This window comes from Pseudomonas sp. TH41, assembly GCF_016650695.1.
GTDB lineage: Bacteria > Pseudomonadota > Gammaproteobacteria > Pseudomonadales > Pseudomonadaceae > Aquipseudomonas.
This window is the reverse complement of the sequence record NZ_JAEKFH010000003.1, coordinates 1,609,622-1,635,221: the sequence shown is the minus strand read 5'-3', so window position 1 is coordinate 1,635,221 and position 25,600 is coordinate 1,609,622. Positions and strand designations below refer to the sequence as shown.

Sequence of the window (25,600 nt, the reverse complement as noted above, 5' to 3'; positions counted from 1 at the left end):
CCGCATGAGCGACTCCCTTGATCTCAGCCTGGACGGTGTAGAGCGCCGGTCACTGGCGGACTTCACCGAAAATGCCTACCTCAACTACTCCATGTACGTGATCATGGACCGTGCCTTGCCGCATATCGGCGACGGCCTGAAACCGGTACAGCGACGCATCATCTACGCGATGAGCGAGTTGGGGCTGGACGCCGATTCCAAGCACAAGAAGTCGGCGCGTACCGTCGGTGACGTGCTCGGTAAGTTCCACCCGCACGGCGACTCGGCCTGCTATGAAGCCATGGTCCTGATGGCCCAGCCGTTCAGTTACCGCTACACGCTGGTCGACGGCCAGGGTAACTGGGGTGCGCCGGATGATCCCAAGTCCTTCGCCGCCATGCGTTACACCGAAGCGCGACTGTCGCGTTATTCCGAAGTGCTGCTCAGCGAACTGGGCCAGGGCACTGCGGACTGGGGCCCGAACTTCGACGGCACGCTCGACGAGCCGCTGGTGTTGCCGGCACGTTTGCCGAACATCTTGCTCAACGGCACCACCGGCATTGCCGTGGGCATGGCCACCGACGTGCCTCCGCACAACCTGCGTGAAGTCGCGACCGCTTGCGTGCGTTTGCTCGATGAGCCGAAAGCCACCGTCGAGCAGCTCTGTGAACACATCCAGGGCCCGGACTATCCGACCGAAGCGGAAATCATCACACCACGCGCCGATTTGCTGAAAATCTACGAAACCGGCAAGGGTTCGGTGCGCATGCGCGCCGTGTACCACATCGAAGACGGCGACATCATTGTCACCGCGCTGCCGCATCAGGTCTCGGGTGCCAAGGTGCTGGAGCAGATCGCGGCCATGATGCAGGCCAAGCCGTCGAAAGCCCCGCAGATCGCTGACTTGCGAGATGAATCCGACCACGAAAACCCGTGCCGGATCGTGATCATTCCGGGCGCCCGGAAAAACTTTGATCACGATGCGTTGATGCAACACCTGTTCGCCAGCACCGAGCTGGAGTCGAGCTACCGGGTCAACATCAACATCATCGGTCTGGACGGCAAGCCGCAGCTGAAAAACCTGCGGGCGTTGCTGGTCGAGTGGCTGGAGTTCCGGATCCAGACCGTGCGCCGCCGCCTGCAATTCCGCCTCGACAAAGTTGAGCGTCGCCTGCACCTGTTGGACGGTTTGTTGATTGCGTACCTCAACCTGGATGAAGTGATTCACATCATCCGTACCGAGGAACACCCGAAAGCGGCGTTGATCGAACGCTTCGCCCTGAGCGAAATCCAGGCCGACTACATTCTCGACACCCGTTTGCGTCAGTTGGCGCGACTGGAAGAAATGAAGTTGCGTGCCGAGCAGGATGAACTGCTCAAGGAACAGGCCAAGCTGCAAGCGTTGCTGGGCAGCGAAGCCAAGCTGAAAAAACTGGTCCGCACCGAACTGATCAAAGACGCAGAAACCTACGGCGACGACCGACGTTCGCCAATCGTCGAGCGCGCCGAAGCCAAGGCACTGACTGAACACGATCTGCTACCGAACGAGAAAGTGAGCGTAGTGCTGTCGGAGAAAGGCTGGGTTCGTTCCGCCAAGGGCCACGAGATCGATGCCACCGGGCTTTCCTACAAGGCCGGTGACGGATTCAAGGCCTTGGCCGCTGGGCGCTCCAACCAGTTTGCGGTGTTCATCGACTCCACCGGTCGCAGCTATTCGGTCGCCGCGCACACGCTGCCATCGGCTCGTGGCCAGGGCGAACCGCTGACCGGTCGCCTGACACCGCCGCCAGGGGCAACCTTCGAATGCGTGCTGATGCCGGAAGATGATTCGTTGTACGTGATCGCGTCCGATGCCGGTTATGGTTTCGTGGTCAAGGGTGAAGACTTCCAGGCCAAGAACAAGGCGGGCAAAGCCCTGCTGAGCCTACCGAACAACTCGAAGGTCATTCTTCCGCGCCCGGTGGCCGATCGCGAGAACAACTGGTTGGCATCGGTGACGACCGAAGGTCGCCTGCTGATCTTCAAAATCAGCGACCTGCCACAATTAGGTAAGGGCAAAGGCAACAAAATCATCGGCATCTCCGGTGAGCGTGTGGCCAATCGCGAAGAATATGTCACGGACATCGCGGTACTGCCGGATGGCGCCACATTGGTGCTTCAGGCCGGAAAACGTACCTTGTCACTGAAAGCTGACGACCTCGAACACTACAAAGGTGAACGTGGGCGTCGTGGTAACAAGTTGCCACGTGGCTTTCAGCGGGTGGATGCGCTGCTCGTCGAAAACCTCAATTAAGCGTCCTAGAGCGCTCGATCTACGATTTAACGCGTAGATCGACGCATTGGCGCTGGAGTCGGAACGCATATTCACGGATGATATGGCCTTTCAAGCGCCGGCGTGGCCGAGCGTTCTTCATATTTATTGAGTATTTTCACTGTGGTGAGCCTTGTGGCAACCACCTGGATGGGACGATGACTGCTCTGCGCCTTCCTTTTATTTTGATGCTCGCTGGCGTTCTTGGCCTGGCGGGTTGCAGCGTTCACCAGCCGGTGTCGCTGTATCAGCTGGACAGTGGAAGTCCGGTTCAACCTGCGCAAAGCGCTGGTATGGCGGTATTGTTGGGCCCGGTAACGGTCGCTGATTACCTGCAGCGCGAAACGCTGTTGCAGCGTCAGGCGGATGGTAGTCTGCAAGCCTCGACCGACGGTCGTTGGGCGGGCAGCCTGTCGTCCGATATCGATCAGCTGTTGTTGCGTCAGGTCGCCGGTCATCTGGACAGCCAGCGCGTTGTCCTGGCGCCTGCAACAACCGGCTTCACGCCGGATGTTCAAGTGCTGCTGACGATTACCCGTCTGGATTCGGGCGAATCGCAACCGGCGATACTTGATGCGCAATGGCGTCTGATTGACCGTCGTGGTCAGGTTCGCGATAACCGCATCATTCATCTGCAGGAACAACACGCCGGTGGCACGGCGGCTCAGGTTCAGGCGCAAGGGGTTTTGTTGCAGAAGCTGGCCGAACAGCTGTCGGTCGCGCTGAAGCCACTGGCCAATCAGCCGCCAATTGCCGAAGCACCGCGTAAGCCAGCTACCAAGCCTGTCGCGCCGGCGGCAGAGCAAGAAAAACAGCCTAAAATTCCGATGGCTGCGCCGATCCGCACGGATATGGAAGTGTTCAGGTTCTAAGCGGGATGGATTAAAACAAGGCCCGCATTGATGCGGGCCTTGTTGTTTCTGCAGATTGAGATCTCTAGTGCCTGTCCAGGCCCCTTCGCGGGCAAGCCCGCTCCCACAGGGATCTAGGCTGTACGCAGATTTTGTATTCACAGAGGACCATGTGGGAGCGGGCTTGCTCGCGAAGGGGCCAGGACAGGCGACAAAAAGCCCGCAGACGATCACTCATCTGCGGGCTTCTTTACAGCTGGGCCAAGGGTTACGCCCGGCGTTCGTGCATCCGCGCCAATTGCCGCTCGAGCATCGATGGGTAAGGCTCCATCAACCGCTCCACACAGCAAGCGCCCTCAGGGCTGGCAATCGGGCGAATCCGTGCGCGCTGGCGAATCAACGGGTCGTCGCTGATCTTGCGCTCCACCAGCAGCAGGTTGCGACTGTGTTGCGACAGCGCCAGTGCATCCTGAGCTGATTCTGTCAGCAACAGATCGATCTGGCTCAGGCCGAACAGCTCATCGCCCAAGGTCAGGCCCAGCTGCAATTGCAGGGTGATGCCGCTGTCAGCGACTTCGATCTGCAACTGATGACCCAGCGCACGCAACAGCTCGCCGCAGCAGATAGCATTGGTCAGGTAGTCGTCACCGCTGTCTTCGGTATGGAACAGCATCAGCGTGCTGCCGTCGTTCAGGGTATGCAGCTCACTCTGGTAGAGCGAGGCGGCCTGATCGAGGCAATCACGATAGCGTTTGAGCAGTTCTTCCAAACGTGTGCGGGGCAGACGACGTAGCTGATCCTGGGCACCCAGTTGCACGGCCAGCACCGCGCTGTGCTGTGGCACATTGGATACCAGCGGTTTAGTCGCCGGTTTCGGTGCGCTGTTGACCGACTCGTCGCGCAGGTCGGAGAATGGGTCTTCGTCGTCATCTTCGTCTTCGACGGTGCTGACAATGTGTCGTGGCGCCGGCTTCATAGCCGCCACCGGTCGGGTTTCGTCGAAGCTGGGATCCCGCAGATTACGCACTTCGAAGGCCGGATCGGCATCGTCGCTGTCGTCGTAATCGCTGTCGTCGAACTCGGGTTCCGGAACCGGTTCCGGCTCGGCCGGCTCAGGCGCGAAATTGGCGTGCAGCTGGCGAGCCAGGTCACCAATCTCATCCTGACGCTCGGTGGCCGGGGTGTATTCGTCGATATTGCGCAGCCACACCCGCAGTTGCAGCAGCGGCGTGGAGATATGCCGACCCAGGCGCAGGCTCAAGGCCAGGGACAGGGCCAACAGAATCGCACTCAAAATGCCCATGCTTTGCAGGCTGATGGTCATCGGCTGCTGGAACTGATCCATGTCCAGGCTGATGCGCAGCTGCCCGGCCGTCACGTCCTGGAACGTGATCTTGCTCTGGTACATGCCTTCGGCTTCGCCCAGCAGGCTGTGCTTGGGGCGCTGACCGGCTTCGGCGAGGATGCGGTTATCCACGCTATAGATAGCCGCGTGAGCCACCAGCTTGTTTTTGGTCAGGTTGTTGAGCAGCACGTTGAGGCTGAGGATGTCATTGGACACCAACAGCTCCGTGGCGGACGTGGCGGTCTGCGTGGTCAGGCTTTCACCCAGCGCATCGGCCTGCTCGTGCATGGCCTGCTTGAACTGCAAACCCATCACACAGGCGTAGATCACCAGGGCCAGAGCGACCAGGATCACGTTATGGCTGGCGATGCGCAATGCAATCGGTACACGGCGATGGCGCAGTGCCCGGAAGATCAGCAGAAAGAAGTTATCGGTTTTTACTGGCGTGGGCCGGTTCACTTGAGCTCGGCTCTTTTGTCCGTGAAGTTGACGCGCAGTATAGCGACAGGCCCTAGACCGGCAAAGCGCTCACGGTGCCCGATGGTCACTGAAAGTGGGTAGAATGCGGTTTTTTTCCACCTGCGGGGGTGCGCCTTGCGCGAAATCGTCCTGATAAACATCACGGGAGTCGACCGTCCGGGTCTGACTGCGGCCATTACCGGCGTTCTGGCCCAGGGTGGTGTGAACATTCTCGACATCGGTCAGGCGGTGATCCACGACACCCTGTCGTTCGGCATCCTGGTTGAAATTCCTGACACTGAGCAAGGCAAGTCGGTGCTCAAGGACATCCTGTTCACGGCTTACAAGCTTGATCAACAGGTGCGTTTCACGCCGGTGTCCGAAGAGGATTACCAGCAGTGGGTCGGCAACCAGGGCAAAAAACGCCACATTGTCACGCTGTTGACCCGCAAAGTGACTGCCGGGCAATTGCAGGCGGTGAGTTCGATCACCGCCAAATACGGCCTGAATATTGACCACATCGATCGGTTGTCCGGGCGCATGCCGCTGGACACCCCGGCCGATCAGGGCAAGGGTTGCATCGAGTTTTCAGTGCGTGGCGAAGCGGCTGATCCGCAGGCGTTGCGCGCCGAGTTCCTCAGCGTTGCTCAGGAATTGAACGTCGACATCGCTTTTCAGGAAGATTCGCTGTTCCGTCGTAACCGTCGCCTGGCGGTGTTCGACATGGATTCGACGCTGATTGAAGCCGAAGTCATCGACGAACTGGCCAAGGCTGCGGGCGTGGGCGATCAGGTGTCTGAAATTACCGAGCGGGCGATGGCCGGTGAACTGGATTTTCGCGCGAGCTTCAAGGAGCGTCTGGCCTTGCTTAAAGGGCTGGACGTCAGCGTGCTGGATTCGATTGGTGCTTCGTTGCGTCTGACCGAAGGCGCAGAAACGCTGTTCGCCGAACTCAAGCGCCTGGGCTACAAGACCGCGATTCTTTCCGGCGGCTTCACCTACTTCGCCAGGCAATTGCAGGCCAAGCTGGGCATCGACTATGTGTTCGCCAACGAACTGGAAGTGGTTGACGGCAAGGTCACCGGCGTAGCGGTCGAGCCGATTGTCGATGCGCAGCGCAAGGCTGATCTGCTGCGTGAGCTGGCCCATAAGGAAGGATTACGCCTGGAACAGACTATCGCGGTCGGCGACGGCGCCAATGATTTGCCCATGCTGGCAATTGCCGGATTGGGCGTGGCGTTCAGGGCCAAGCCGCTGGTGAAGCAGTCGGCGAAGCAGGCGATTTCCACCCTTGGGCTGGATGGCGTGCTGTATCTGCTGGGCTTCCGGGATCGCGACGGGCAGCTCTGATTAAAGATCAAAAGATCGCAGCCTTCGGCAGCTCCTACAAGGGAAAACATTCCAACTGTAGGAGCTGCCGAAGGCTGCGATCTTTTGCTTTTGGGGTCAAAGCGACGTCCACAACGAATCAAAGTCATCTTCAGTACTGACCCCGCCGCTCGCGTTCTCCAGCGAGCGGTAGGCGAACTGATTGAAACTGTTGGTGCTCGCCACCCGCTGCTCCAGCCCGGCCCGTCGTTCTTCGCCATTGGTGTTGATCATCACCTTGTTGCCTTCCTGAAAGGGCAGGCGCGGCGCGAGCAAGGTGGCCGGCAGGTCGATTGCACTGATGGCCGGCAGTAACAGGCCGCGCAGATACTGGCTGTGGTCATCGCGGGTGCGCACCAGTTGCAGGCCGCAAGGTTCGGCGTAAGGCGCGACCTGCTCGATGCCCATTTGCGTGCCACCGCCACGAACCTGACGGATCCAGCGCACCACCGCGATGCTCCACCCTTGGCCTGCAGTGTCCTCGATGCCGACCATCTCGCCGGCTTGTAACTCGGCTGGCACTGCCGTCGGCCATGCCAGGCAATAGCCGCCGGGGCTGTGATTGATGATCGTCAGGACGTAAGTCGCAAAGTGCCGGTTACGGTCGGACGCTTCCTGGAGGTCATCGCCTTGAATCTGCGGGTACTCGATTTCTTCGTAGGGCAGCAGGGCGTCCGCGTTGCCGTGGGGGGCAGCATCAAAGGCATGGTGCCACTGGTCTTTTTCCCGGGCCGCAGGGGTTGTCGCTGAAAACTGCGCAGGGCGGGTGCCCGGGTTTTTCAGAATGTCGCTGAACGAGCGTTGCCCACCCAGATAAAAATGCAGCGCACTCATGCCCACACAAAGGGTCAAGCTGCCTTGGCCCGCAGTGCGCTGGAAGCTGCGCTCGGCCGTTTGGCCCCAGGCGGCATGCAGGTGTTGCAGCGTATCCACACTCAGTCCCGTCGGCACGGGTAGCGGCGTTGTGGTATCGATGTTTTGCAGGTGCGCTTCAATAGCCGCGACCAACGGATGCGGATCGATCCCCAGCAGGCTCTCCTGCTGTTCGGCGCGGAATTTGGTGCGGTAACGCGGCCCGGTGTCGAGGTCCGGCAAGATGGCAAACAGTCCGTCGGCGAGGCTGCCGGGTTGCAACTTGATCCATTTGCTCCAGGACTCCAGTACTTCAGCCACCCGGGCAATCTGGTTCTGGCGCAGTTGATTGCAGCGTGAAGCGCCCACTAGCAGGGCGACCACGTAAGTCTGTTCGACGCTCAGGGTTGGCGTCTGATTGGCCAGTTCGTCCCGCAGGCTCAGGTGCTGGAGGCGGTGGGCGCAAGCAATCCGATACAACTGGTGCAGCTCCAGCCACAGGCCTTCGGGTGCCGGACAATAAAGTTCGGTCGAGCGAATCAGCGAGCCGTTAAGACAATGGATCGCCCGTTGCAGCGCCTGGGTCAGCAGCGGCGCACGGTCCTTGCTGAAACGCGGCGTGATACGCATGACGATCTGTTTATAGCCAATCGCCAAGTGACTTTGCAGGGCCTGGCAGAGGTTGGCGATTTTGCGTGAACGTTCGTCGAGGACTATCGCCTGGTGCAGGAAATGCCGCTCCAGGTGTTTGCAGACGTAATACACCTCGGGTCGCAGCAGCTCGAGCAGCTGCAGGCGGTTTTCGCTGGGCGTGAGCACTTGATTGAGCTCGCCCAGGCCTTGATAGAGCTGGCGAGCCATTTCGCCGATGTTGGCTTTGGGCAGGTTAGCGATCCAGCGCTTGAGGTCGCGCGGGGTGGCTTCACAGAAAGACAGGCGCAACTGCGTCGGAATTGGGGCGCGTAACAATAGGTGGGGGCTGGCTTCATTCATGCCAAAAACCATAGCAGGAATCGAAACCCCCTGTAGGAGCGAGCTTGCTCCGGGCGGCGCTCCGACGAAGAACTTGAGAGCAACGCGTTTATTCAGGAAGAATGCGTCATCGTTCACGTCCATCGCGAGCAAGCTCGCTCCTACACGGGGAATCCAATCAGGCGTTAGGCAGGCCCATGCCCTGGCCCATCTGCACCGGCGAACCCGCCGCCAGTTCTTCAGCCCACTTCACTTGATCCGGCCCGAACAGCACGACAGCGGTCGAACCCAGTTTGAAGCGACCCAGTTCCGCACCTTTTTCCAGATGGATCGGTGCGCGGGCAGCTTCGTCGTAACGGAAGGTTTTCAGCTCGCGTTTCGGCGGCGTGACCAGCCCGGCCCAGACGGTTTCGATCGACGCCACGATCATCGCGCCCACCAGCACAACGGCCATCGGCCCGCGCTCGGTGTCGAAAATGCACGCCACACGCTCGTTGCGGGCGAACAGCTCCGGGACGTTTTCAGCCGTGGTCTGGTTGACCGAGAAAATCCGCCCCGGAATGTAGACCATCTCGCGCAGGGTGCCGGCCAGCGGCATGTGCACGCGGTGGTAGTCCTTCGGCGACAGGTAAATAGTCGCGAAATCCCCGCCCATGAACGGTGCTGCGTTGGCCGCGTCGCCGCCCAGCAATTCCAGCACGCTGAAGCTGTGGCCTTTGGCCTGGAACACACGACCGTGTTCGATCGGGCCGAGTTGACTGACGGCACCGTCGGCCGGGCTGAGGATCGCGCCAGGGGTTTGGTCCAGCGGGCGCGCGCCGTCTTTCAAAGCGCGAGTGAAGAACGCGTTGAAGTGCTCGTAGGCGGTCAGGTCTTCGACCAGCGCCAGGGACATGTCCACCTGATACCGCTTGGCAAACCAGGCAGTGAAGGCGTTCTTGAACCAGCGCACGCGGCATTCGGCGATGCAGCCGGCCAGTCGCGAGAGCAAGTGATGGGGCAGCAGGTATTGGCTGAGGATAAACAAACGCTTATTCATTAACTGTCCTTAAAAACCTTAAATCTCTACGGGGGTGTCGGGGTGATTGCCCCATTCGCCCCAGGAGCCGGCGTAGCCTTTGACCCGCGGATAACCGAGGGACTTGGCCACCAGGTAGGTGAAGCCAGAGCGATGGTGGGTCTGGCAGTGGGTAATCACTTCTTTGTCTTTGCTGATCCCGAGTTGTTCGAGGATCTGCGGCATGTCCGTGCGGATGCGCAGGTTACGCGCTTGATCCATGCCGGCAGTCCATTCGAAATTGACCGCGCCAGGAATGTGCCCGGCCTTGGCTGCCAGGACTTTCTCGCCAGAGTATTCCAGCGGCCCGCGCGCGTCCCAGATCGCCAGGTCGGCGGCGCCGAGACGGCTTTGCAGGTACTCGCGGGTGGCGGTGGGTTCGTCGTGCAGGGTCAGGGCGACCGGGCCGCCGACCGCTGGCGGGATTTGGATCGACATCGGCAAGCCTTCTGCCAGCCACGCCCGCAGGCCACCGTCAATATAGTGGTACTGGGTGTGGCCGATGACATCCAGCAGCCAGATGAAGCGCCCGGCCCAACCACCGCCTTCGTCGTCATAGACCACGTAGACCGCATCCGGGTTATGTCCCAGTTCGCCGAACAATGCTTCAAGCGCGGTGTGGGTCGGCAGCAGGCCTGGCGCCGGCGCCTGACCCAGCTGTGTACGTTTAGGGTCGACAAAACGTGCACCGGGAATATGCCCTTCGGCATAGCGGGCGCTGCTGGTCAGGTCTACCAGAATCAGTTCGCGGGCGTCGAGACGGGCGAGCAGTTCGCTCGGTTCGATCACCAGCGGCAAGCCAGAGAAGTCAGGCATGTGAGGTCTCCAGAGCACAAAAGGGAGGATTGTAGCGCAGCGTCATGAGGGTCTGTTATCCGTTATTTTCAGTACAGGGAATAACGGATAACAGGCCCTAGCGCTGGCTAAAGCTGTGCAGTGCCTTTTCGATGCACTGCGCGGTTTTGCCGAAGGCTTGTACGGTGATTTCCGAGAACGGCCCGCCACCCTGATCCGCCACAACAATCATGATCACCCGACCATTATTCACCAGTGAGCGCAGCAGCAAGTGTTCGCCGCCGAACCAGGAGCGCAGGCTGGCCGGCAACAGGGCCGAAAACTGCGCATTATTGGCCGGCGTCAGGCGCACTTGGGCCTGTTGCGAGAGCAGGCGTTGCAGCACGGTGCTCTGGCTCACCAGGAAATTTTGGCCGGCCGCTTCTTTGGGCAGTCCGGCGGTTTGATGCGCGCGCAGATTGGCGTGCGTGCGGTCGGCCATCAGGATCATCACGCGACGCATGCCGCACGCGACCAGCGCGTCCCGGGCTGAAGTGGTCAAGTGCATGGCGTTGGTGAAGCGGCTCGGCTCGACCAGCAACTCGGCGCATTGTTTGCGCCACTTCACCAGGTCTTCGGCGGTGGGGGCCGGGGCCGGCAGCATACGGGCGTGTATACGATTCATGCCCCATGGCCAGATCAACGATTCGACCGGATGCCAGAGGTCCGGCATGCTGTGATGGCGAGCGCTGTTCGCCGCCTGTTGGTGCAACTGCTGCTGCACCTCGTTCATCGGCATTTGCAGGTAAAGGCTGGTCAGGTACTGCCAGCGTTCACTGTGCGGGCTGTCCCAGGCGTGTTGGGCCGACAGCGCCAAACCGTTAGCCAACAGCACTGTATTAGCCGGTTGATTGAGCCAGCGGCGCAGGTCCGGATCATCATCGAGGCGGTTCTGCTGGCGCAGCGGATGATCGCTGTCACGAGCGATGCGCAGGACTTTCACCAGTTCGCGCTGCTCGGTGAGCAACAGCCGATAACCCTGCTGCACCCAGATCGGCAAGCGCCAGATATCCACAAGTGCTTGTCCGATTTCCAACAGGCGAACGCCGAACAGTTGCTTCTCGACTTTGTGCGCTGACTCGCCCTTGTGAATCACCCGCAACTCCCATTCCTCAAGCAGTTGCGGGTGGGTCAGCGCCAATGGCCAGAACGGCGAAAGAAACAGCAGGCTGCCCCAATGGATGTCCTGCCACAGTCGCGCCAGGCGACTGGCGAAAAAGCCGTTGGCTTGTTGGGTCGCGTGCTGGCTGATCAGCTGAAGCTGACGCAGGGCGACGGGGATTTGCGAAGAAGGTTCGACGGGCAGCCGGGCGAGCAGCGCTTCGGTGCGTTTCAACCCCAGGCGATTAATCGCTATTTCAAGGTTTTCCGCAGGCTCGGTCATGCTGCCATGCGTGTGGCGATTAGCTTCGCGAATCACGCTCAAGGCCAGGGCCGGGCTGTCCTGCATCAGTTCGGCGATGTCACGCAGGGAGCTGCGGTTATCGGCAATGGCCATGCAGACGCGGTCGTGACTGTCTTGCGGGACCGGTAGGCGCACGCCATCCAGAAGCTTGACCCAGCCTTCAAGTGTGGTCGGTTTTTGAGTCGCAATGCTTGTTTCGTTAGCCATGGCTGGACGGGATCATCAAGGGCTGTAAACACGCCCGGCGCGGGCTAGATTGGCTTTTCGCCTGAACTGGCTATAGTCTGGCGCAGTTTTGCCGATAAGGAGAAGAAGAGATTTTTCAACTTCCGAATATGACCTTGAACCCGACTCAGTAAGTGCTCCCCTACCTATGGCTAAAATTATCGGCATCATCGTCGTATTCGCGAGCGTGCTCGGCGGATACGTGCTTTCCCACGGCAAGATTGCCGCCCTTATTCAGCCTTTCGAGGTAATGATTATCGGCGGTGCGGCCCTCGGTGCATTCCTACAGGCTAACCCTGGTCATATGGTGAAGCACGTTCTCAAGAAAGCCTTGGGAATGTTCGGCTCACGCTTCAACCACACCTTCTACCTCGAAGTACTCGGCCTGATTTACGAGATCCTCAACAAGAGCCGCCGCGAAGGCATGATGGCGATCGAAGGCGACATCGAAGAGGCTGCCGCGAGCCCGATCTTTGCCAAGTACCCGGCGGTCCTGAAAGATGAACGCATGACGGCGTATATCTGCGATTACTTGCGAATCATGTCCTCCGGCAACATGGCGCCCCATGAGCTCGAAGGCCTGTTCGATATGGAACTGGCGAGCCTCAAGGAAGACCTGGATCACCCCTCCCACGCGGTGAACGGCATCGCCGACGCCATGCCTGGCTTCGGTATCGTTGCGGCGGTATTGGGGATCGTGGTGACCATGGCCTCCCTCGGGGACAGCGACCAGAAAATGATTGGCGTGCACGTGGGTGCGGCGCTGGTGGGGACCTTCTTCGGTATTCTCGCCGCTTACGGTTTCTTCGGGCCCCTGGCGCACGCCCTGGCCCACGATGCCAAGGAAGAATTGAACACTTACGAGGCCATCAAGGCTTCGCTGGTTGCTTCGGCCTCCGGCATGCCGCCATCGCTGGCGGTGGAATTCGGCCGCAAGGTTCTGTACCCGGCGCACCGTCCTAGCTTCGCTGAGCTGGAACAAGCGGTTCGCGGTCGCTAAGCCATGGAAAATAACCAGCCGATAATCATCAAGCGCGTCAAGAAGTACGCGGCCGGGCATCACGGGGGGTCGTGGAAAATCGCCTTCGCCGACTTCGCGACGGCGATGATGGCGTTCTTCCTGGTGCTGTGGCTGCTGTCCACGGCCACGCCGGAACAGAAGATCGCCATCGCCGGTTACTTCAAAGATCCGGTCGGTTTTTCCGAAAGCGGCACGCCGTACATCATTGATTTGGGCGGCACGCCGACCCTGGCGCCGGAGAAGACCCTCAACCCTGAGGTGAAGTCCCAGCCACAGCCCGACAAGGTGACGGTCGACACCGATCAGGTCGAAGGCATGGCCGAACAGGTCGAGAAGGAGCGCTTGGAGTTGTTGCTGCAAGAACTGCAGAACAAAGTTGAACAAAGCCCTCAGTTGCAAAAGTTTAAAGACCAGATTCTGTTCGAGATCACTCAGGACGGCTTGCGCATCCAGATCATGGACGCCGAAAACCGGCCGATGTTCGACTCCGGCAGCTCCCGTCTGAAACCGTATTTCGAAGACATCCTGCTGGCCATGGCCGACACCATCAAAGCGGTACCGAACAAGATCAGCATCAGCGGTCACACCGATGCCAAGCCGTACTCGGGCACCGGTGACTTCGGTAACTGGGAACTGTCGGCCAACCGTGCCAACGCGGCCCGCCGTGCGCTGGTTGCCGGCAGCTACCCGGAATCGCAAGTGGCGCGAGTCGTCGGTTATGCCTCGTCGGCCTTGTTCGATCGCGAGAATCCGTTCAATCCGATCAATCGCCGTATCGATATCGTGGTGCTGACCAAGAAAGCCCAGCGCGCCATCGAAGGTTCGCAAGGTGCCGAGCCGGCGCCAGAGCCGACGCAAGGGCAGGGTGGCCCCGGCGAAGCGCCGGCCACGCCAGTCGATCCGAATGCAGTGCCGGCGGATAAGGAACCGCTGCCGGCCCATGAGCTTCGCGAGCGTTTGAATATCTTCGAAAACCCGGCACCGAAACCGGCAGAACCGCCGAAGCAGTGACCCACAAAAAAGCCGACAGCAATGTCGGCTTTTTTGTGCGTGTAAGATTGAATTTAGATCTGTCGGACTGCAGTAAAAATCAAGGAATTAGGCTTGGTCCGAGAATCGCGTAGGACGGTTCTGAGGCGCATAAACCGGGTTTTACTTCGCCGGAACCTCGCCTATAGTTCGCCCGTTACCGACGAATCGGTGATCGACTTTAGCCGGTCGTATCAGATGATGCACAAGCGCCCGTATAATCGCGGCGCTTTTCGCTACCTAGCATTTGCATGTCTATGGTGGCTGTGCGTGGGACACCTCCGGGTGTGCCGGGTTCATCTGTCCGGTCGGCTAACCCGCGTACAGCTACCACCCCAATTCGTTTAGCCGCGAAAGGGTGGGAGTTTCACCTATCAGATGAGATTCAAACCATGTCCAAATACCACCCGCTCCAAGGCAACTTCAGCGTCGGCCCGACGCTGTACATAGACACAGAAGCCCGCGCTTCCGATCTTCTTGAAACCGCCGTCCACCGAATCAAGGCCGCGCGCAATCTACTCAACAGCGTCACCTGCCTGTGCGTCAAAGAAGCCGAAGGACACGACCTGGAGCATTTCGCCAATGCTGCGCACATGTTGATCCAGGACGGCTGTGATGCCTTGGATGTGCTGGGTTGGAAACTGGAAAAAGCCGCACGCTGAAAATGAGAAAGCCGTGATATTCACGGCTTTTTTGTCACACATTTGTGGCTATACGTTCGGGAGTCTGCCCTTCACTATCACAGATGTTTATTGTTGCAAGGCCTTCGAGATCGACGCCCTCTGCCTGCCCCGGAATTCGCTATGGACAATCAACCACTTCCACTGTTGCAACAGCGTTTCGACATGCTGATCCATCGAGTGCCTGACGAGGGCATCGAATTCTGGTTCGCTCGCGAGTTGCAAGAACCCTTGGGTTACGCTCGCTGGGACAATTTTCTTACCGCCATCAGGCGTGCCATAGCTTCATGTGGCTCCACTGGAGTGGAGCCTGCCGATCATTTTCGTGACGTCACGAAAATGATCGAGGTCGGCAAAGGGGGTCAGCGCCCTGTCGAAGACTTCATGCTCACTCGTTATGCCTGCTACTTGATTGCCCAGAATGGTGACCCTCGTAAACAACCTATCGCTTTTGCTCAGAGCTACTTCGCGCTGCAAACGCGCAAGCAGGAGTTGATCGAGGACCGGATGCGCTTGCAAGCCCGCTTCGATGCCCGAGATCGTTTGCGTGAGTCGGAGAAAGAACTATCGCAGAACATCTACGAGCGCGGTGTGGATGATGAAGGATTTGCCCGTATTCGCTCTCGAGGCGATGCAGCGCTGTTCGGAGGCAAGACCACTCAGGCGATGAAGGACAGGTATGGCATCGTTAAGAGCCGTCCTCTGGCTGATTTTTTACCAACGCTGACTATTGCTGCCAAAAATCTGGCTAATGAGATAACCAATCACAACGTGTTACAGGTCGATTTGCAAGGCGAACCAGCCATTGCCAAGGAGCATGTCCAGAATAACTTGAGCGTCCGAGATATGCTGGAACAGCGCGGTATCAAGCCCGAAGAACTTCCCGCTGAAGAGGACATACGGAAGCTTGAACGTCGGGTGAAATCTGAAGAGAAGAATATTGCCAAACAGGCGACCAAGCTGCCAGCTGATGATTCAGCTGATGATTGAACTCGAAGCTCACTAGGCTAACTGAGTTGGCAGCCATGAATTGAGTCGCTCGGCGTCCATTGATTGGTAAGGGCTGCTATCTAGTACTGAAACAGGTGTAAACCTTATTCAGGACGAGACACCCACAAAAAAGCCGCGTTGATCGCGGCTTTTTTGTCTCTGCGGGAAGCTACTTAATAGCTGGTTTCCGGCAAACTGGCGATGATCGAGCGGTAGCTGTTCATCCGTTGCTGCTGCACGCGGCCATCTTCGAGGGCCTTGAGTAGTGCGCAGCCGGGCTCGCGGTCGTGCTTGCAGTCGCGGAAGCGGCAGGTGCCGATCAAGTCGTTGAACTCGATGAAACCGGCTTCGACGTCGGCACGGCTGACGTGGCCCAGGCCGAATTCGCGGATGCCCGGGGAGTCGATCAACTCACCGCCACCCGGGAAGTGGAACAACCGCGCGGTCGTGGTGGTGTGTGTGCCTTGACCGGACAGCTCGGACAACGGGCCGACACGGGTTTCGACTTCAGGCAGCAGGCTGTTGACCAGCGAGGACTTGCCGACACCAGACTGACCGACGAACACGCTGATGCGTCCGTCCAGTTGCTCCTGCAATTGCTCCATGCCGTTGCCGTGGTGGGCTGACACTTCCAGCACCGGGTAGCCCAGTGTGCGGTAAACCGCCAGCAAGGCATTCAGCGCCGGGGCGTTCTGCTCGTCGATCAAGTCGAACTTGTTAAGCAACAGCAGTGGACGAATCCCTGCGTGCTCGGCGGCGACCAGATAGCGGTCAATCAGGTTGGCGTGGGGCTCAGGCAGCGGCGCGAAGACGATGACAATCATGTCGACGTTGGCCGCCACCGGCTTGAGCTGGCCACGGCTGTCCGGGCGGCAGAGTTCGGTTTTGCGCGGCAGTTGCGCCACGATCACACCAATGCCCTGATTGCCGGCACGCCAGACCACCTGATCGCCCGTCACCAGCGCAGGCAGGTTGGCGCGCAAGTGGCAGCGGAACACCTGGCCGGCCAATTCGCCATCGAGGGCTTCGACCTCGACCTGCACACCGAAGTGCGCGATCACCAGGCCCGTCTGTTCCGGACCCAGATCGCCACCTTCGAGTGCCTCGACAGCCGAGGACTCGCGTTTGGCGGCGCGGGCAGCGCGCTCGCCCTGAATCTTTTCGATGCGCCAGTTTTGACGACGATTGAGTTGGCGTTTGGCCATGGGTGTTCCGTATCAAGAATGCAGCGATTAGGTAAAACGGCCGCGAGTTTAGCACGCCCGGCCACCTCTCTAGGCTAAACTGCGCAGCATTGCCTAGGAGCCGACACAATGCAAAACCCGCAGAATCTGATCTGGATCGACCTGGAAATGACCGGTCTGAACCCTGATACCGACGTCATCATCGAGATGGCGACCATTGTCACCGACAGTGATCTGAACACCTTGGCCGAAGGTCCGGTGATCGCTATTCATCACAGCGACGAAATCCTCGCGGGCATGGACGAGTGGAATACCCGTCAACACGGCGGCTCGGGCCTGACCCAGCGGGTTCGCGACAGTCGCATCAGCATGGCCGAAGCCGAGGCTCAAACCATCGCTTTCCTGGAGCAATGGGTGCCGACGGGCAAGTCGCCGATCTGCGGCAACAGCATCTGCCAGGACCGTCGCTTCCTTTATACCCACATGAAATCCCTGGAAAGCTACTTCCACTACCGCAACCTCGACGTCTCGACCCTTAAAGAGTTGGCCGCACGTTGGGCGCCGGACGTGCGCGACAGCTTCAAGAAGGGCAGCACCCACCTCGCCCTGGACGACATCCGCGAGTCCATCGCAGAGCTGCAGCACTACCGCAAGCATTTCATCAAGTTCTGATTGCGGACTACGGTCCCTGTGTAGGAGCTGCCGCAGGCTGCGATCTTTTGATCTTGTTTTAAAAAAGCAAAGTCAAAAGATCGCAGCCTGCGGCAGCTCCTACAGGAGTTGTGTCACAGTCGTCCTCTTTTGGTGCTTCGGCGAAGTGAGTAGACTGCGCGCCTTTCTGCAAGGACCGCCACCATGTTGCTGATGCTTTACCTGATCGCCATTACGGCCGAAGCCATGACGGGGGCCCTGTCTGCCGGTCGTCGCGGCATGGATTGGTTTGGTGTGGTGCTGATCGCTTGCGTCACGGCCCTGGGGGGCGGTTCGGTGCGCGACGTGCTGCTGGGTCACTACCCGCTGACCTGGGTCAAACACCCGGAATACCTGGTGTTGACCTCGGTCGCGGCGATGTTCACCGTCTTCACCGCTCGCTGGATGCGTCACCTGCGCTCGCTGTTTCTGGTGCTCGACGCCGTAGGACTGGTGGCATTTACACTGATTGGCTGCATGACCGCGCTGGAAATGGGCCACGGCATGTTGGTGGCTTCGGTCAGTGGCGTGATCACCGGGGTTTTCGGCGGCATTCTGCGCGACATCTTCTGCAACGACATCCCGCTGATCTTCCGCCGCGAGCTCTACGCCAGCGTCTCGTTCGCTGCCGCGTGGTGTTACATGTTCTGCATCTACCTGCAATTACCTGGCGAACAGGCGATTCTGATCACCCTGTTTGGCGGCTTCCTCCTGCGTTTACTGGCGATTCGTTTCCACTGGGAAATGCCGAAGTTCGTTTACAACGACGAAGCCTGACGCGGTCCCCTGTAGGAGCGAGCTTGCTCGCGATGAATTTGAAGGCGACGCATTCTTCCAGACAGTACGCGTTATCGTTAACGTCCATCGCGAGCAAGCTCGCTCCTACAGGAGTCCGTGTTGTTTCAGGGCCCACTCCACGTGTTCGCGAACAAGTTCAGACGGATAATCGCGCCGTGCCTTCAGCGCTTCCAACACTGGAATGCTCGACGGTGCATTACCCAGGCCTACCGCCAGATTACGCAGCCAGCGCTCGTAACCCGCGCGGCGTAACGGGGAGCCTTCGGTGCTACTGAGGAATTTGTCCTCGTCCCACATGAACAATTCGGCCAGTTCGGCGTTGTCCAGGTTGTGCCGGGGCTTGAAGTCGCTTTCCCCGGACGGACGGGCGAAGCGGTTCCACGGGCAGACAATCTGACAGTCGTCGCAGCCAAATACCCGATTGCCGATCAATGGCCGCAACTCCTCCGGAATCGCGCTTTTCAGTTCGATGGTCAGGTAAGAGATGCAGCGTCGGGCATCCAGCACATAAGGGCCGACGAAGGCGTTGGTCGGGCAGATGTCCAGGCATGCCGTGCAGCGGCCGCAGTGTTCGGTGGCGTGGGGTGGGTCAATCGGCAGCGGCAAATCGACGAACAGTTCGCTGAGAAAGAAGTAACTGCCGGCCTTGCGATTCAAGACCAGGGTGTTTTTGCCGATCCAGCCTAAACCGGCCTTTTCAGCGATGGCCTTTTCCAGCACCGGCGCGCTGTCGACGAAGGCGCGGTAGCCGAACGGGCCGATGACAGCCTGAATCTTCTCGGCCAGTTGTTGCACGCGTTTACGAATCAATTTGTGGTAGTCGCGGCCCAAGGCATAACGCGAGACGTAGGCTTTTGACGGTTGCCCCAGGCGCTTGGCCATTTCGGTATCGCCCGGCAGGTAGTCCATGCGCAGGGAAACCACCCGGAGGGTGCCCGGCACCAGTTCTTCCGGGTGCGAGCGTTTACTGCCGTGGGCGCCCATGTATTCCATTTCGCCGTGGTAACCGGCCGCGAGCCAGCGTTCCAGGTGCTGCTCATGCTCGGCGAGGTCGAGGCCGCTGATGCCGACTTGCTGAAAGCCCAGCTCGCGGCCCCAGTCCTTGATGGATTGGGCGAGGGCGGGCAGGTCTGTGTTAATAGCGGGCATGAGACGAGAGAAACCGGAGCTGAGATGCGTATAATTCTGCCAGACATCGGAGCCCGAAGACGCATGCCGCACACTAAAGATGATTTACCCGACGCGCTGTACAGCGCCGCGCAAGTCCGAGGGCTGGATGCGAGCCTGATCGCGGCTGGCACGCCGGGCTTCGAATTGATGCACCGCGCAGCACGAGCAACCTGGCGTGCGTTGGTCCGTCAGTGGCCAACGGCGCAGGAATTGAGTGTGCTGACCGGCCACGGCAACAATGCCGGTGACGGTTATCTGGTGGCGGTGCTGGCCCAGCGGGCCGGCTGGACGGTTCGGGTGCTGGCGGTTGGGGAACCCCAACGTTTGCAGGGCGACGCGGCGTTGGCGCACGCCGAGGCCGTGTCCGAAAAAGTCTCCATCGAGGCCTGGACCGCTCAATCCGAGTTGCGTGGCGTTGTGCTGGATGCCTTGCTCGGCACCGGTCTGACGGGAGCGGTGCGAGCGCCATACGCCAACGCCATTGCCGCGATCAACGGCTGTGGGTTGCCGGTTGCGGCGGTGGACATCCCTTCCGGGCTGTGTGCCGATACCGGTCGTATCCTGGGCGCTGCGGTGCGCGCCGACTTGAGCGTCACCTTCATCGGTTTGAAGCTGGGGCTGTTCACCGGTGATGCGGCGGACGTGGTTGGTGAACTGGTTTTCAATGACCTGCACGCTGATCCGCAGGTGCTTGACGGTGCGGCCATCAGCGCTCGCCGACTGACGGTTGGCAATCTTGCGCGACTTGCCCCTCGGGCGCCCACGTCACATAAAGGCAAGTTCGGTCATGTATTGCTGATCGGCGGTGATCACGGCTTCGGCGGCGCGATCCTGCTGAGTGCGCAAAGTGCGCTGCGCAGTGGTGCGGGCATGGTGTCCGTGGCCACCCGCAGCGAACATGTTCCTGCCGCGCTGGCCAGAATTCCCGAGGCCATGGTGTTGGGAACGTCTTCGGCCAATCAATTGATGGGACTGCTTCAAAAGGTTTCTGTACTGGTGGTCGGTCCAGGCTTGGGGCAGGCTGCCTGGGGGCGCAGTCTGTTGTCGGCGGCGGCCAATGCGCCACTGCCGCAAGTCTGGGACGCCGATGCGCTGAATATGCTGGCCGAAGAACAGGTGAGCCTGCCCAAGGATTGCGTGATGACCCCGCATCCAGGCGAAGCGGCGCGATTGCTCGGTATGAGTACCGCCGACGTTCAGGCTGATCGTCCTGCGGCAGCGCATGCATTGAGCAAAAAATATACAGCGGTAGTGGTATTGAAAGGTGCCGGCAGCTTGATCGCCAGCCCCGATGGGCGCCTGGCGTTGTGTCATCAGGGGCACCCGGCCATGGCCACCGCCGGATTGGGCGATGTGCTGGCCGGTCTGGTCGGCGCTTTGCTGGCCCAAGGCATGGACGCGTTCGACGCGGCTTGCCTGGCGGTCTGGTTGCACGCCAATGCGGGCGCACAAGAAGGTAAATCGGGCCGTGGGCTGGCGGCCAGTGATCTGATCCCAGCCATTCGTCAGTTGTTGGAGGAGCAAGCACCGTGTCTGAAGTAACCCTGTACCTGGCTGATGAAGAGGCGATGACTGCATTTGGCGCACGCATCGCACAAACAACCGAAGGGCACGGTCTGATTTTTCTCGAAGGGGACCTGGGGGCGGGGAAAACCACGCTTTCCCGAGGCATCATCCGCGGCCTGGGTCATGTGGGCGCGGTCAAAAGCCCGACCTTTACGCTGGTCGAGCCTTACGAGATCGGCAGCATCCGGGCCTTCCATTTCGATCTTTATCGGTTGGTCGATCCTGAAGAGCTGGAGTACCTCGGTATCCGCGACTACTTCGAAGACGACGCGCTGTGCCTGATCGAATGGCCCCGTAAGGGTGCAGGCTTTTTGCCAAAGCCCGACCTGACCATTACCATTAGCCCGCATGACAGCGGGCGTTCGCTGAAAATTTTGCCCCAAGGCTCGCGTGGCGAGTCGTGGTGTGCCGCTTTGGCATTGGAATCCAAATAAATGATGGGGTTAGGTATGCGCTTTCGCGCGTTGGTTGCTGCCGTAGGGGTGTTGTTTCTGGCGGTGACCGTCGACGCTGTGGCCGAGACAAAGGTCAACAGTGTTCGCCTGTGGCGGGCGCCGGACAACACACGGCTGGTGTTTGACCTGACCGGGCCTGTCCAGCACAGCGTCTTCACCCTGACCGCCCCGGATCGGTTGGTTATCGACATCAACGGCGCGACCCTGGGTGCGCCGTTGAACGTCAATACCTCGAATACCCCGATCACGGCGATGCGCTCGGCTCAGCGCACGCCGACTGACCTGCGGGTAGTCATCGACCTGAAAAAAGCCGTCACACCGAAGAGTTTTACCTTGGCGCCGAACGCCCAGTACGGCAATCGCCTGGTGGTCGATCTGTTCGATAACGCCGCCGACGCCGCGCCTATCCCGCCGCCGACCAACGTCGCGACGGTGGCCCCGGTGCCGGTCACCCCGGTAGAGCCAGCGGTCAAGCTGCCGCCTGCACCGGCCGGCAAGCGCGACATCATTGTGGTGATCGACGCCGGCCACGGCGGCGAAGACCCGGGCGCCTCGGGCTCTCGCGGCCAGCATGAGAAAGACGTGGTTTTGGCCATCGCCCGTGAGTTGCAGCGCCAGGTCAGCGGCATGAAAGGCTACCGCGCCGAACTGACCCGCACCGGCGACTACTTCATCCCGCTGCGTGGCCGTACTGAAATCGCCCGCAAGAAAGGCGCAGACCTGTTCGTCTCGATCCATGCCGACGCCGCGCCGTCTGCGGCAGCCTTCGGTGCGTCGGTGTTCGCTTTGTCCGATCGCGGCGCCACCTCGGAAACCGCCCGTTGGCTGGCCGACAGCGAAAACCGTTCCGACTTGATCGGTGGTGCTGGCAGCGTCAGCCTCGACGACAAGGACCGCATGCTGGCCGGCGTGCTGCTCGACCTGTCGATGACCGCTTCCCTGACTTCGAGCCTGGACGTTGGCCAAAAGGTCTTGAGCAACATCAGCCGGGTCACGCCGTTGCACAAACAACGGGTGGAGCAGGCCGGGTTCATGGTGCTGAAATCGCCGGACATTCCGTCGATCCTGGTGGAAACCGGCTTCATCTCCAACTCCAACGAAGCCTCGAAACTGTCGGCGGCGAGCCACCAGCAGGCGCTGGCACGTTCGATCAGCGCCGGTGTTCGCCAGTTCTTCCAGCAGAATCCGCCGCCAGGCACCTACATTGCCTGGCTGCGTGATTCCGGCAAGATCGCCCAGGGCCCGCGTGACCATCGCGTAAGCCCGGGCGAGACCCTGGCGATGATCGCCGTGCGTTATCAGGTGTCCCCAGCCACCTTGCGCAGCGCCAACAACCTGACAAGCGATGAGCTGAAAATCGGTCAGACGCTGACCATTCCCGGCGCTGAGCTGGCGGCCAAACAATGAGCCAGGTGCTGACCAACACGTCTCGTATCGAGCTGCTCAGCCCGCGACTGGCGAACCAGATTGCCGCCGGCGAAGTGGTTGAGCGCCCGGCTTCGGTTATCAAGGAGCTGCTGGAAAACAGCCTGGACTCCGGCGCCCGGCGCATCGATGTCGACGTGGAGCAGGGCGGTGTCAAGCTGCTGCGGGTGCGCGACGACGGCAGTGGCATTTCCGCCGATGACCTGCCGCTGGCCCTGGCGCGTCACGCCACCAGCAAGATTCGCAACCTGGAAGACCTCGAGCAGGTCATGAGCCTGGGGTTTCGCGGTGAAGCACTGGCGTCGATCAGTTCGGTTGCTCGCCTGACCCTGACGTCCCGGACCCGCGATGCCGATCAGGCCTGGCAGGTCGAGACTGAAGGCCGGGACATGGCGCCGCGCGTGCAGCCGGCAGCCCATCCGGTGGGCACTTCGGTGGAAGTCCGTGACCTGTTCTTCAACACCCCGGCGCGGCGCAAATTCCTCAAGACCGAAAAAACCGAATTCGATCACCTGCAAGAAGTGATCAAGCGCCTGGCGCTGGCCCGCTTCGACGTGGCGTTCCATCTGCGCCACAACGGCAAAACGATCCTCAGCCTGCACGAGGCTCACGATGACGCAGCCCGTGCCCGGCGAGTGGCAGCGATTTGTGGTTCGGGGTTCCTCGAGCAGGCGCTGCCGATCGAAATTGAACGTAATGGTCTGCATTTGTGGGGCTGGGTTGGCTTGCCGACGTTTAACCGCAGCCAGGCGGACTTGCAGTATTTCTTTGTGAACGGCCGAGCCGTGCGCGACAAACTGGTGGCCCACGCGGTGCGCCAGGCTTATCGCGACGTGCTGTTCAATGGCCGGCATCCGACGTTTGTGCTGTTCTTCGAAGTCGACCCGGCCGGGGTCGACGTCAACGTGCACCCGACCAAGCACGAAGTTCGCTTCCGTGACGGTCGCATGGTTCACGATTTCCTCTATGGCACCTTGCACCGCGCCTTGGGCGATGTGCGGCCGGAAGACCATTTGGCGGCGCCCGTCGCGACGGCCATTGTTCGACCGAGCGGCATCGATGCTGGCGAATTCGGTCCTCAGGGCGAAATGCGCCTGGCCGCCAATACGTTGCTGGAGCAGCCGCAGGCACAACCGTCGTTCAATACGACGGCGGGCTCGGGCGCTGGCGCCGGTTATCAGTATCAATACACGCCACGGCCTCAGTCAGGCGTGCCGGTGGCTGAAGCCCAGGCTGCCTATCGTGAGTTTTTTGCGCCGTTGCCCGAAGCCAACGCCGTCGCTCTGCCGGCCGGGCAGGACGACATTCCGCCGCTGGGTTATGCGCTGGCGCAACTCAAGGGCATCTACATTCTTTCGGAAAATGCCCAGGGTCTGGTGTTGGTGGACATGCACGCCGCTCACGAGCGGATCATGTACGAACGCCTGAAGATTGCCATGGCCAGCGAAGGTCTGAGCGGCCAGCCACTGTTGGTGCCGGAGTCCCTGGCGGTCAGTCAGCGTGAAGCCGATTGCGCCGAGGAGCACGTCGCCTGGTTCCAGCGTCTGGGCTTCGAATTGCAGCGCCTGGGCCCGGAAACCCTGGCCATCCGGCAGATTCCGGCATTGCTCAAGCAGGCTGAAGCCAATCGACTGGTGGGTGATGTGCTCGCGGACCTGATGGAGTACGGCACGAGTGACCGGATTCAGGCTCACCTGAACGAACTGCTCGGCACGATGGCCTGTCACGGCGCGATTCGGGCGAATCGACGCCTGGCTCTGCCAGAAATGAACGGCCTGTTGCGCGACATGGAAAACACCGAGCGCAGCGGACAATGTAACCATGGCCGACCGACCTGGACCCAACTGGGCCTGGACGATCTGGACAAACTGTTCCTGCGCGGTCGTTGATGAGCCAGCTCCCACCTGCGATTTTCCTGATGGGCCCGACCGCAGCGGGCAAGACCGACTTGGCCATCGAGCTCACCAAAGTCCTGCCTTGCGAGTTGATCAGCGTCGATTCGGCGCTGGTTTACCGTGGCATGGACATCGGTACCGCCAAACCTTCAAAAGACATTCTGGCCGAATTTCCGCACCGTCTGATCGATATCCTCGACCCGGCAGAGAGCTATTCGGCCGCGGATTTCCGCCGTGACGCGCTCGAAGCCATGGCCGATATCACCGCACGGGGAAAAATTCCGCTGTTGGTGGGCGGTACAATGCTCTATTACAAGGCTTTGGTCGAAGGTCTGGCGGACATGCCGGCCGCTGATCCAGAGGTTCGTGCGCAGATTGAAGAAGAGGCTGCACGCCTTGGCTGGCAAGCCCTGCATGAGCAATTGGCGGCAATCGATCCGGTATCGGCGGCACGCATTCATCCGAACGATCCCCAGCGACTTAGTCGAGCACTGGAAGTTTATCGCGTCAGCGGTCAGAGCATGACCGCGCTACGCTTGCAACAATCTGCGCAAAGTACTGAAGCAGCCGCTTCGGGACTGCAACAATTGCCCTATACTGTCGCGAACTTGGCTATTGCTCCGGCAAATCGTCAGGTATTGCATGACCGAATTAAACAAAGATTCACATTAATGTTGGAACAGGGATTCATCGACGAGGTCGTAGCCCTGCGTAAGCGAAGTGACCTGCATTCCGGGTTGCCGTCGATACGTGCGGTAGGCTACCGACAAGTCTGGGACTACCTGGATGGCAAGCTGACGTCAGCCGAGATGCAGGAGCGTGGAATTATTGCCACGCGCCAATTGGCAAAGCGCCAGTTCACCTGGCTGCGCAGTTGGGCTGATTTACACTGGCTGGACAGCCTGGATTGCGACAATCTGCCGCGCGCCTTGAAATACCTGGGGGCCATCTCCATATTGAGGTGAGTCCTTGCAATTGCCGTCTATCCTTGGGGGTGGGGCGGCCAAAGCCATCTGTTTACCTATTTTTTTATATTGAA

21 protein-coding genes are annotated in these 25,600 nt (G+C 60.0%); 14 read left to right on the top strand and 7 right to left on the bottom strand.

What is annotated here, in order from left to right; all coding sequences use genetic code 11:
• Positions 1 to 4 precede the first annotated feature (4 nt).
• Both parC and JFU37_RS10120 read left to right on the top strand, forming a co-directional pair.
• Positions 5 to 2,272, top strand: coding sequence for a DNA topoisomerase IV subunit A (gene parC, locus JFU37_RS10125; RefSeq protein ID WP_201115159.1), 2,268 nt, complete (start codon positions 5 to 7; stop codon positions 2,270 to 2,272).
• Between the two features lie 176 nt (positions 2,273 to 2,448).
• Positions 2,449 to 3,162, top strand: coding sequence for a PqiC family protein (locus JFU37_RS10120; protein ID WP_201115158.1), 714 nt, complete (start codon positions 2,449 to 2,451; stop codon positions 3,160 to 3,162).
• A 247-nt stretch (positions 3,163 to 3,409) separates the two neighbouring features.
• On the opposite strand, the gene JFU37_RS10115 is transcribed toward JFU37_RS10120, so the two are convergent.
• Positions 3,410 to 4,945 (bottom strand): AhpA/YtjB family protein, encoded by a 1,536-nt coding sequence (locus tag JFU37_RS10115; RefSeq protein WP_201115157.1) that lies wholly within the window; start codon positions 4,943 to 4,945, stop codon positions 3,410 to 3,412.
• Positions 4,946 to 5,080: 135 nt separating this feature from the next.
• Between JFU37_RS10115 and serB the strand changes: the two genes are divergently transcribed.
• Positions 5,081 to 6,295 (top strand): phosphoserine phosphatase SerB, encoded by a 1,215-nt coding sequence (gene serB / locus JFU37_RS10110; RefSeq protein ID WP_201115156.1) that lies wholly within the window; start codon positions 5,081 to 5,083, stop codon positions 6,293 to 6,295.
• Between the two features lie 96 nt (positions 6,296 to 6,391).
• Here serB and JFU37_RS10105 read toward each other — a convergent pair whose 3' ends face one another.
• The 4 genes from JFU37_RS10105 to JFU37_RS10090 form a co-directional block, all read right to left on the bottom strand.
• Positions 6,392 to 8,158, bottom strand: coding sequence for a molecular chaperone (locus tag JFU37_RS10105; protein WP_201115155.1), 1,767 nt, complete (start codon positions 8,156 to 8,158; stop codon positions 6,392 to 6,394).
• A 157-nt stretch (positions 8,159 to 8,315) separates the two neighbouring features.
• On the bottom strand, positions 8,316 to 9,176 hold the full coding sequence (gene asd, locus JFU37_RS10100; protein ID WP_201115154.1) for an archaetidylserine decarboxylase: 861 nt from the start codon (positions 9,174 to 9,176) through the stop codon (positions 8,316 to 8,318).
• A gap of 18 nt (positions 9,177 to 9,194) precedes the next feature.
• The gene (locus JFU37_RS10095) at positions 9,195 to 10,010 is read right to left on the bottom strand and encodes a rhodanese-like domain-containing protein (protein ID WP_201115153.1); all 816 of its coding nucleotides are present in this window, start codon (positions 10,008 to 10,010) and stop codon (positions 9,195 to 9,197) included.
• Between the two features lie 97 nt (positions 10,011 to 10,107).
• The gene (locus tag JFU37_RS10090) at positions 10,108 to 11,640 is read right to left on the bottom strand and encodes an HDOD domain-containing protein (protein ID WP_201115152.1); all 1,533 of its coding nucleotides are present in this window, start codon (positions 11,638 to 11,640) and stop codon (positions 10,108 to 10,110) included.
• A 166-nt stretch (positions 11,641 to 11,806) separates the two neighbouring features.
• On the opposite strand from JFU37_RS10090, the gene motA reads away from it, so the two are divergent.
• The 4 genes from motA (at position 11,807) to dinD (ending at position 15,378) form a co-directional block, all read left to right on the top strand.
• Positions 11,807 to 12,658, top strand: a complete 852-nt coding sequence (gene motA, locus JFU37_RS10085) for a flagellar motor stator protein MotA (protein WP_201115151.1) — start codon at positions 11,807 to 11,809, stop codon at positions 12,656 to 12,658.
• Positions 12,659 to 12,661: 3 nt separating this feature from the next.
• Positions 12,662 to 13,690, top strand: a complete 1,029-nt coding sequence (gene motB / locus JFU37_RS10080; protein ID WP_201115150.1) for a flagellar motor protein MotB — start codon at positions 12,662 to 12,664, stop codon at positions 13,688 to 13,690.
• Positions 13,691 to 14,100: 410 nt separating this feature from the next.
• Positions 14,101 to 14,370, top strand: a complete 270-nt coding sequence (locus tag JFU37_RS10075; protein ID WP_201115149.1) for a hypothetical protein — start codon at positions 14,101 to 14,103, stop codon at positions 14,368 to 14,370.
• A gap of 141 nt (positions 14,371 to 14,511) precedes the next feature.
• Complete coding sequence (dinD, locus tag JFU37_RS10070; RefSeq protein ID WP_201115148.1) at positions 14,512 to 15,378, top strand: DNA damage-inducible protein D; 867 nt, start codon at positions 14,512 to 14,514, stop codon at positions 15,376 to 15,378.
• 173 nt (positions 15,379 to 15,551) lie between these two features.
• On the opposite strand, the gene rsgA is transcribed toward dinD, so the two are convergent.
• Complete coding sequence (gene rsgA, locus JFU37_RS10065; RefSeq protein WP_201115147.1) at positions 15,552 to 16,583, bottom strand: small ribosomal subunit biogenesis GTPase RsgA; 1,032 nt, start codon at positions 16,581 to 16,583, stop codon at positions 15,552 to 15,554.
• 108 nt (positions 16,584 to 16,691) lie between these two features.
• Here rsgA and orn point away from each other — a divergent pair, with 108 nt between their 5' ends.
• Together orn and JFU37_RS10055 are read left to right on the top strand one after the other, a co-directional pair.
• Positions 16,692 to 17,234 (top strand): oligoribonuclease, encoded by a 543-nt coding sequence (gene orn, locus JFU37_RS10060; RefSeq protein WP_201115146.1) that lies wholly within the window; start codon positions 16,692 to 16,694, stop codon positions 17,232 to 17,234.
• Between the two features lie 183 nt (positions 17,235 to 17,417).
• Positions 17,418 to 18,029 (top strand): trimeric intracellular cation channel family protein, encoded by a 612-nt coding sequence (locus JFU37_RS10055; RefSeq protein ID WP_201115145.1) that lies wholly within the window; start codon positions 17,418 to 17,420, stop codon positions 18,027 to 18,029.
• A gap of 105 nt (positions 18,030 to 18,134) precedes the next feature.
• Here JFU37_RS10055 and queG read toward each other — a convergent pair whose 3' ends face one another.
• Positions 18,135 to 19,199 carry a tRNA epoxyqueuosine(34) reductase QueG gene (gene queG, locus JFU37_RS10050; RefSeq protein WP_201115144.1) on the bottom strand — a complete coding sequence of 355 codons (1,065 nt, stop codon included), beginning with the start codon at positions 19,197 to 19,199 and terminating at the stop codon, positions 18,135 to 18,137.
• A 63-nt stretch (positions 19,200 to 19,262) separates the two neighbouring features.
• On the opposite strand from queG, the gene JFU37_RS10045 reads away from it, so the two are divergent.
• From JFU37_RS10045 to miaA, 5 genes are read left to right on the top strand one after another with little or no spacing between them, the layout of a single operon-like run.
• Entirely contained in the window at positions 19,263 to 20,762 is a 1,500-nt protein-coding gene (locus tag JFU37_RS10045) for an NAD(P)H-hydrate dehydratase (protein WP_201115143.1), read from the top strand.
• Positions 20,750 to 21,220: a tRNA (adenosine(37)-N6)-threonylcarbamoyltransferase complex ATPase subunit type 1 TsaE gene (gene tsaE / locus JFU37_RS10040; protein WP_201115142.1), complete on the top strand. Its 471-nt coding sequence runs from the start codon at positions 20,750 to 20,752 to the stop codon at positions 21,218 to 21,220. The genes JFU37_RS10045 and tsaE overlap by 13 nt, the downstream gene beginning before the upstream one ends.
• On the top strand, positions 21,221 to 22,648 hold the full coding sequence (locus tag JFU37_RS10035; RefSeq protein WP_274609932.1) for an N-acetylmuramoyl-L-alanine amidase: 1,428 nt from the start codon (positions 21,221 to 21,223) through the stop codon (positions 22,646 to 22,648).
• A complete protein-coding gene (gene mutL, locus JFU37_RS10030; RefSeq protein ID WP_446739077.1) occupies positions 22,645 to 24,555 on the top strand; it encodes a DNA mismatch repair endonuclease MutL in 1,911 nt (636 codons plus the stop codon). Before JFU37_RS10035 ends, mutL begins: the two co-directional genes overlap by 4 nt.
• Positions 24,555 to 25,526, top strand: coding sequence for a tRNA (adenosine(37)-N6)-dimethylallyltransferase MiaA (gene miaA, locus JFU37_RS10025; protein ID WP_201115141.1), 972 nt, complete (start codon positions 24,555 to 24,557; stop codon positions 25,524 to 25,526). Before mutL ends, miaA begins: the two co-directional genes overlap by 1 nt.
• The last annotated feature ends 74 nt before the right edge of the window (positions 25,527 to 25,600 follow it).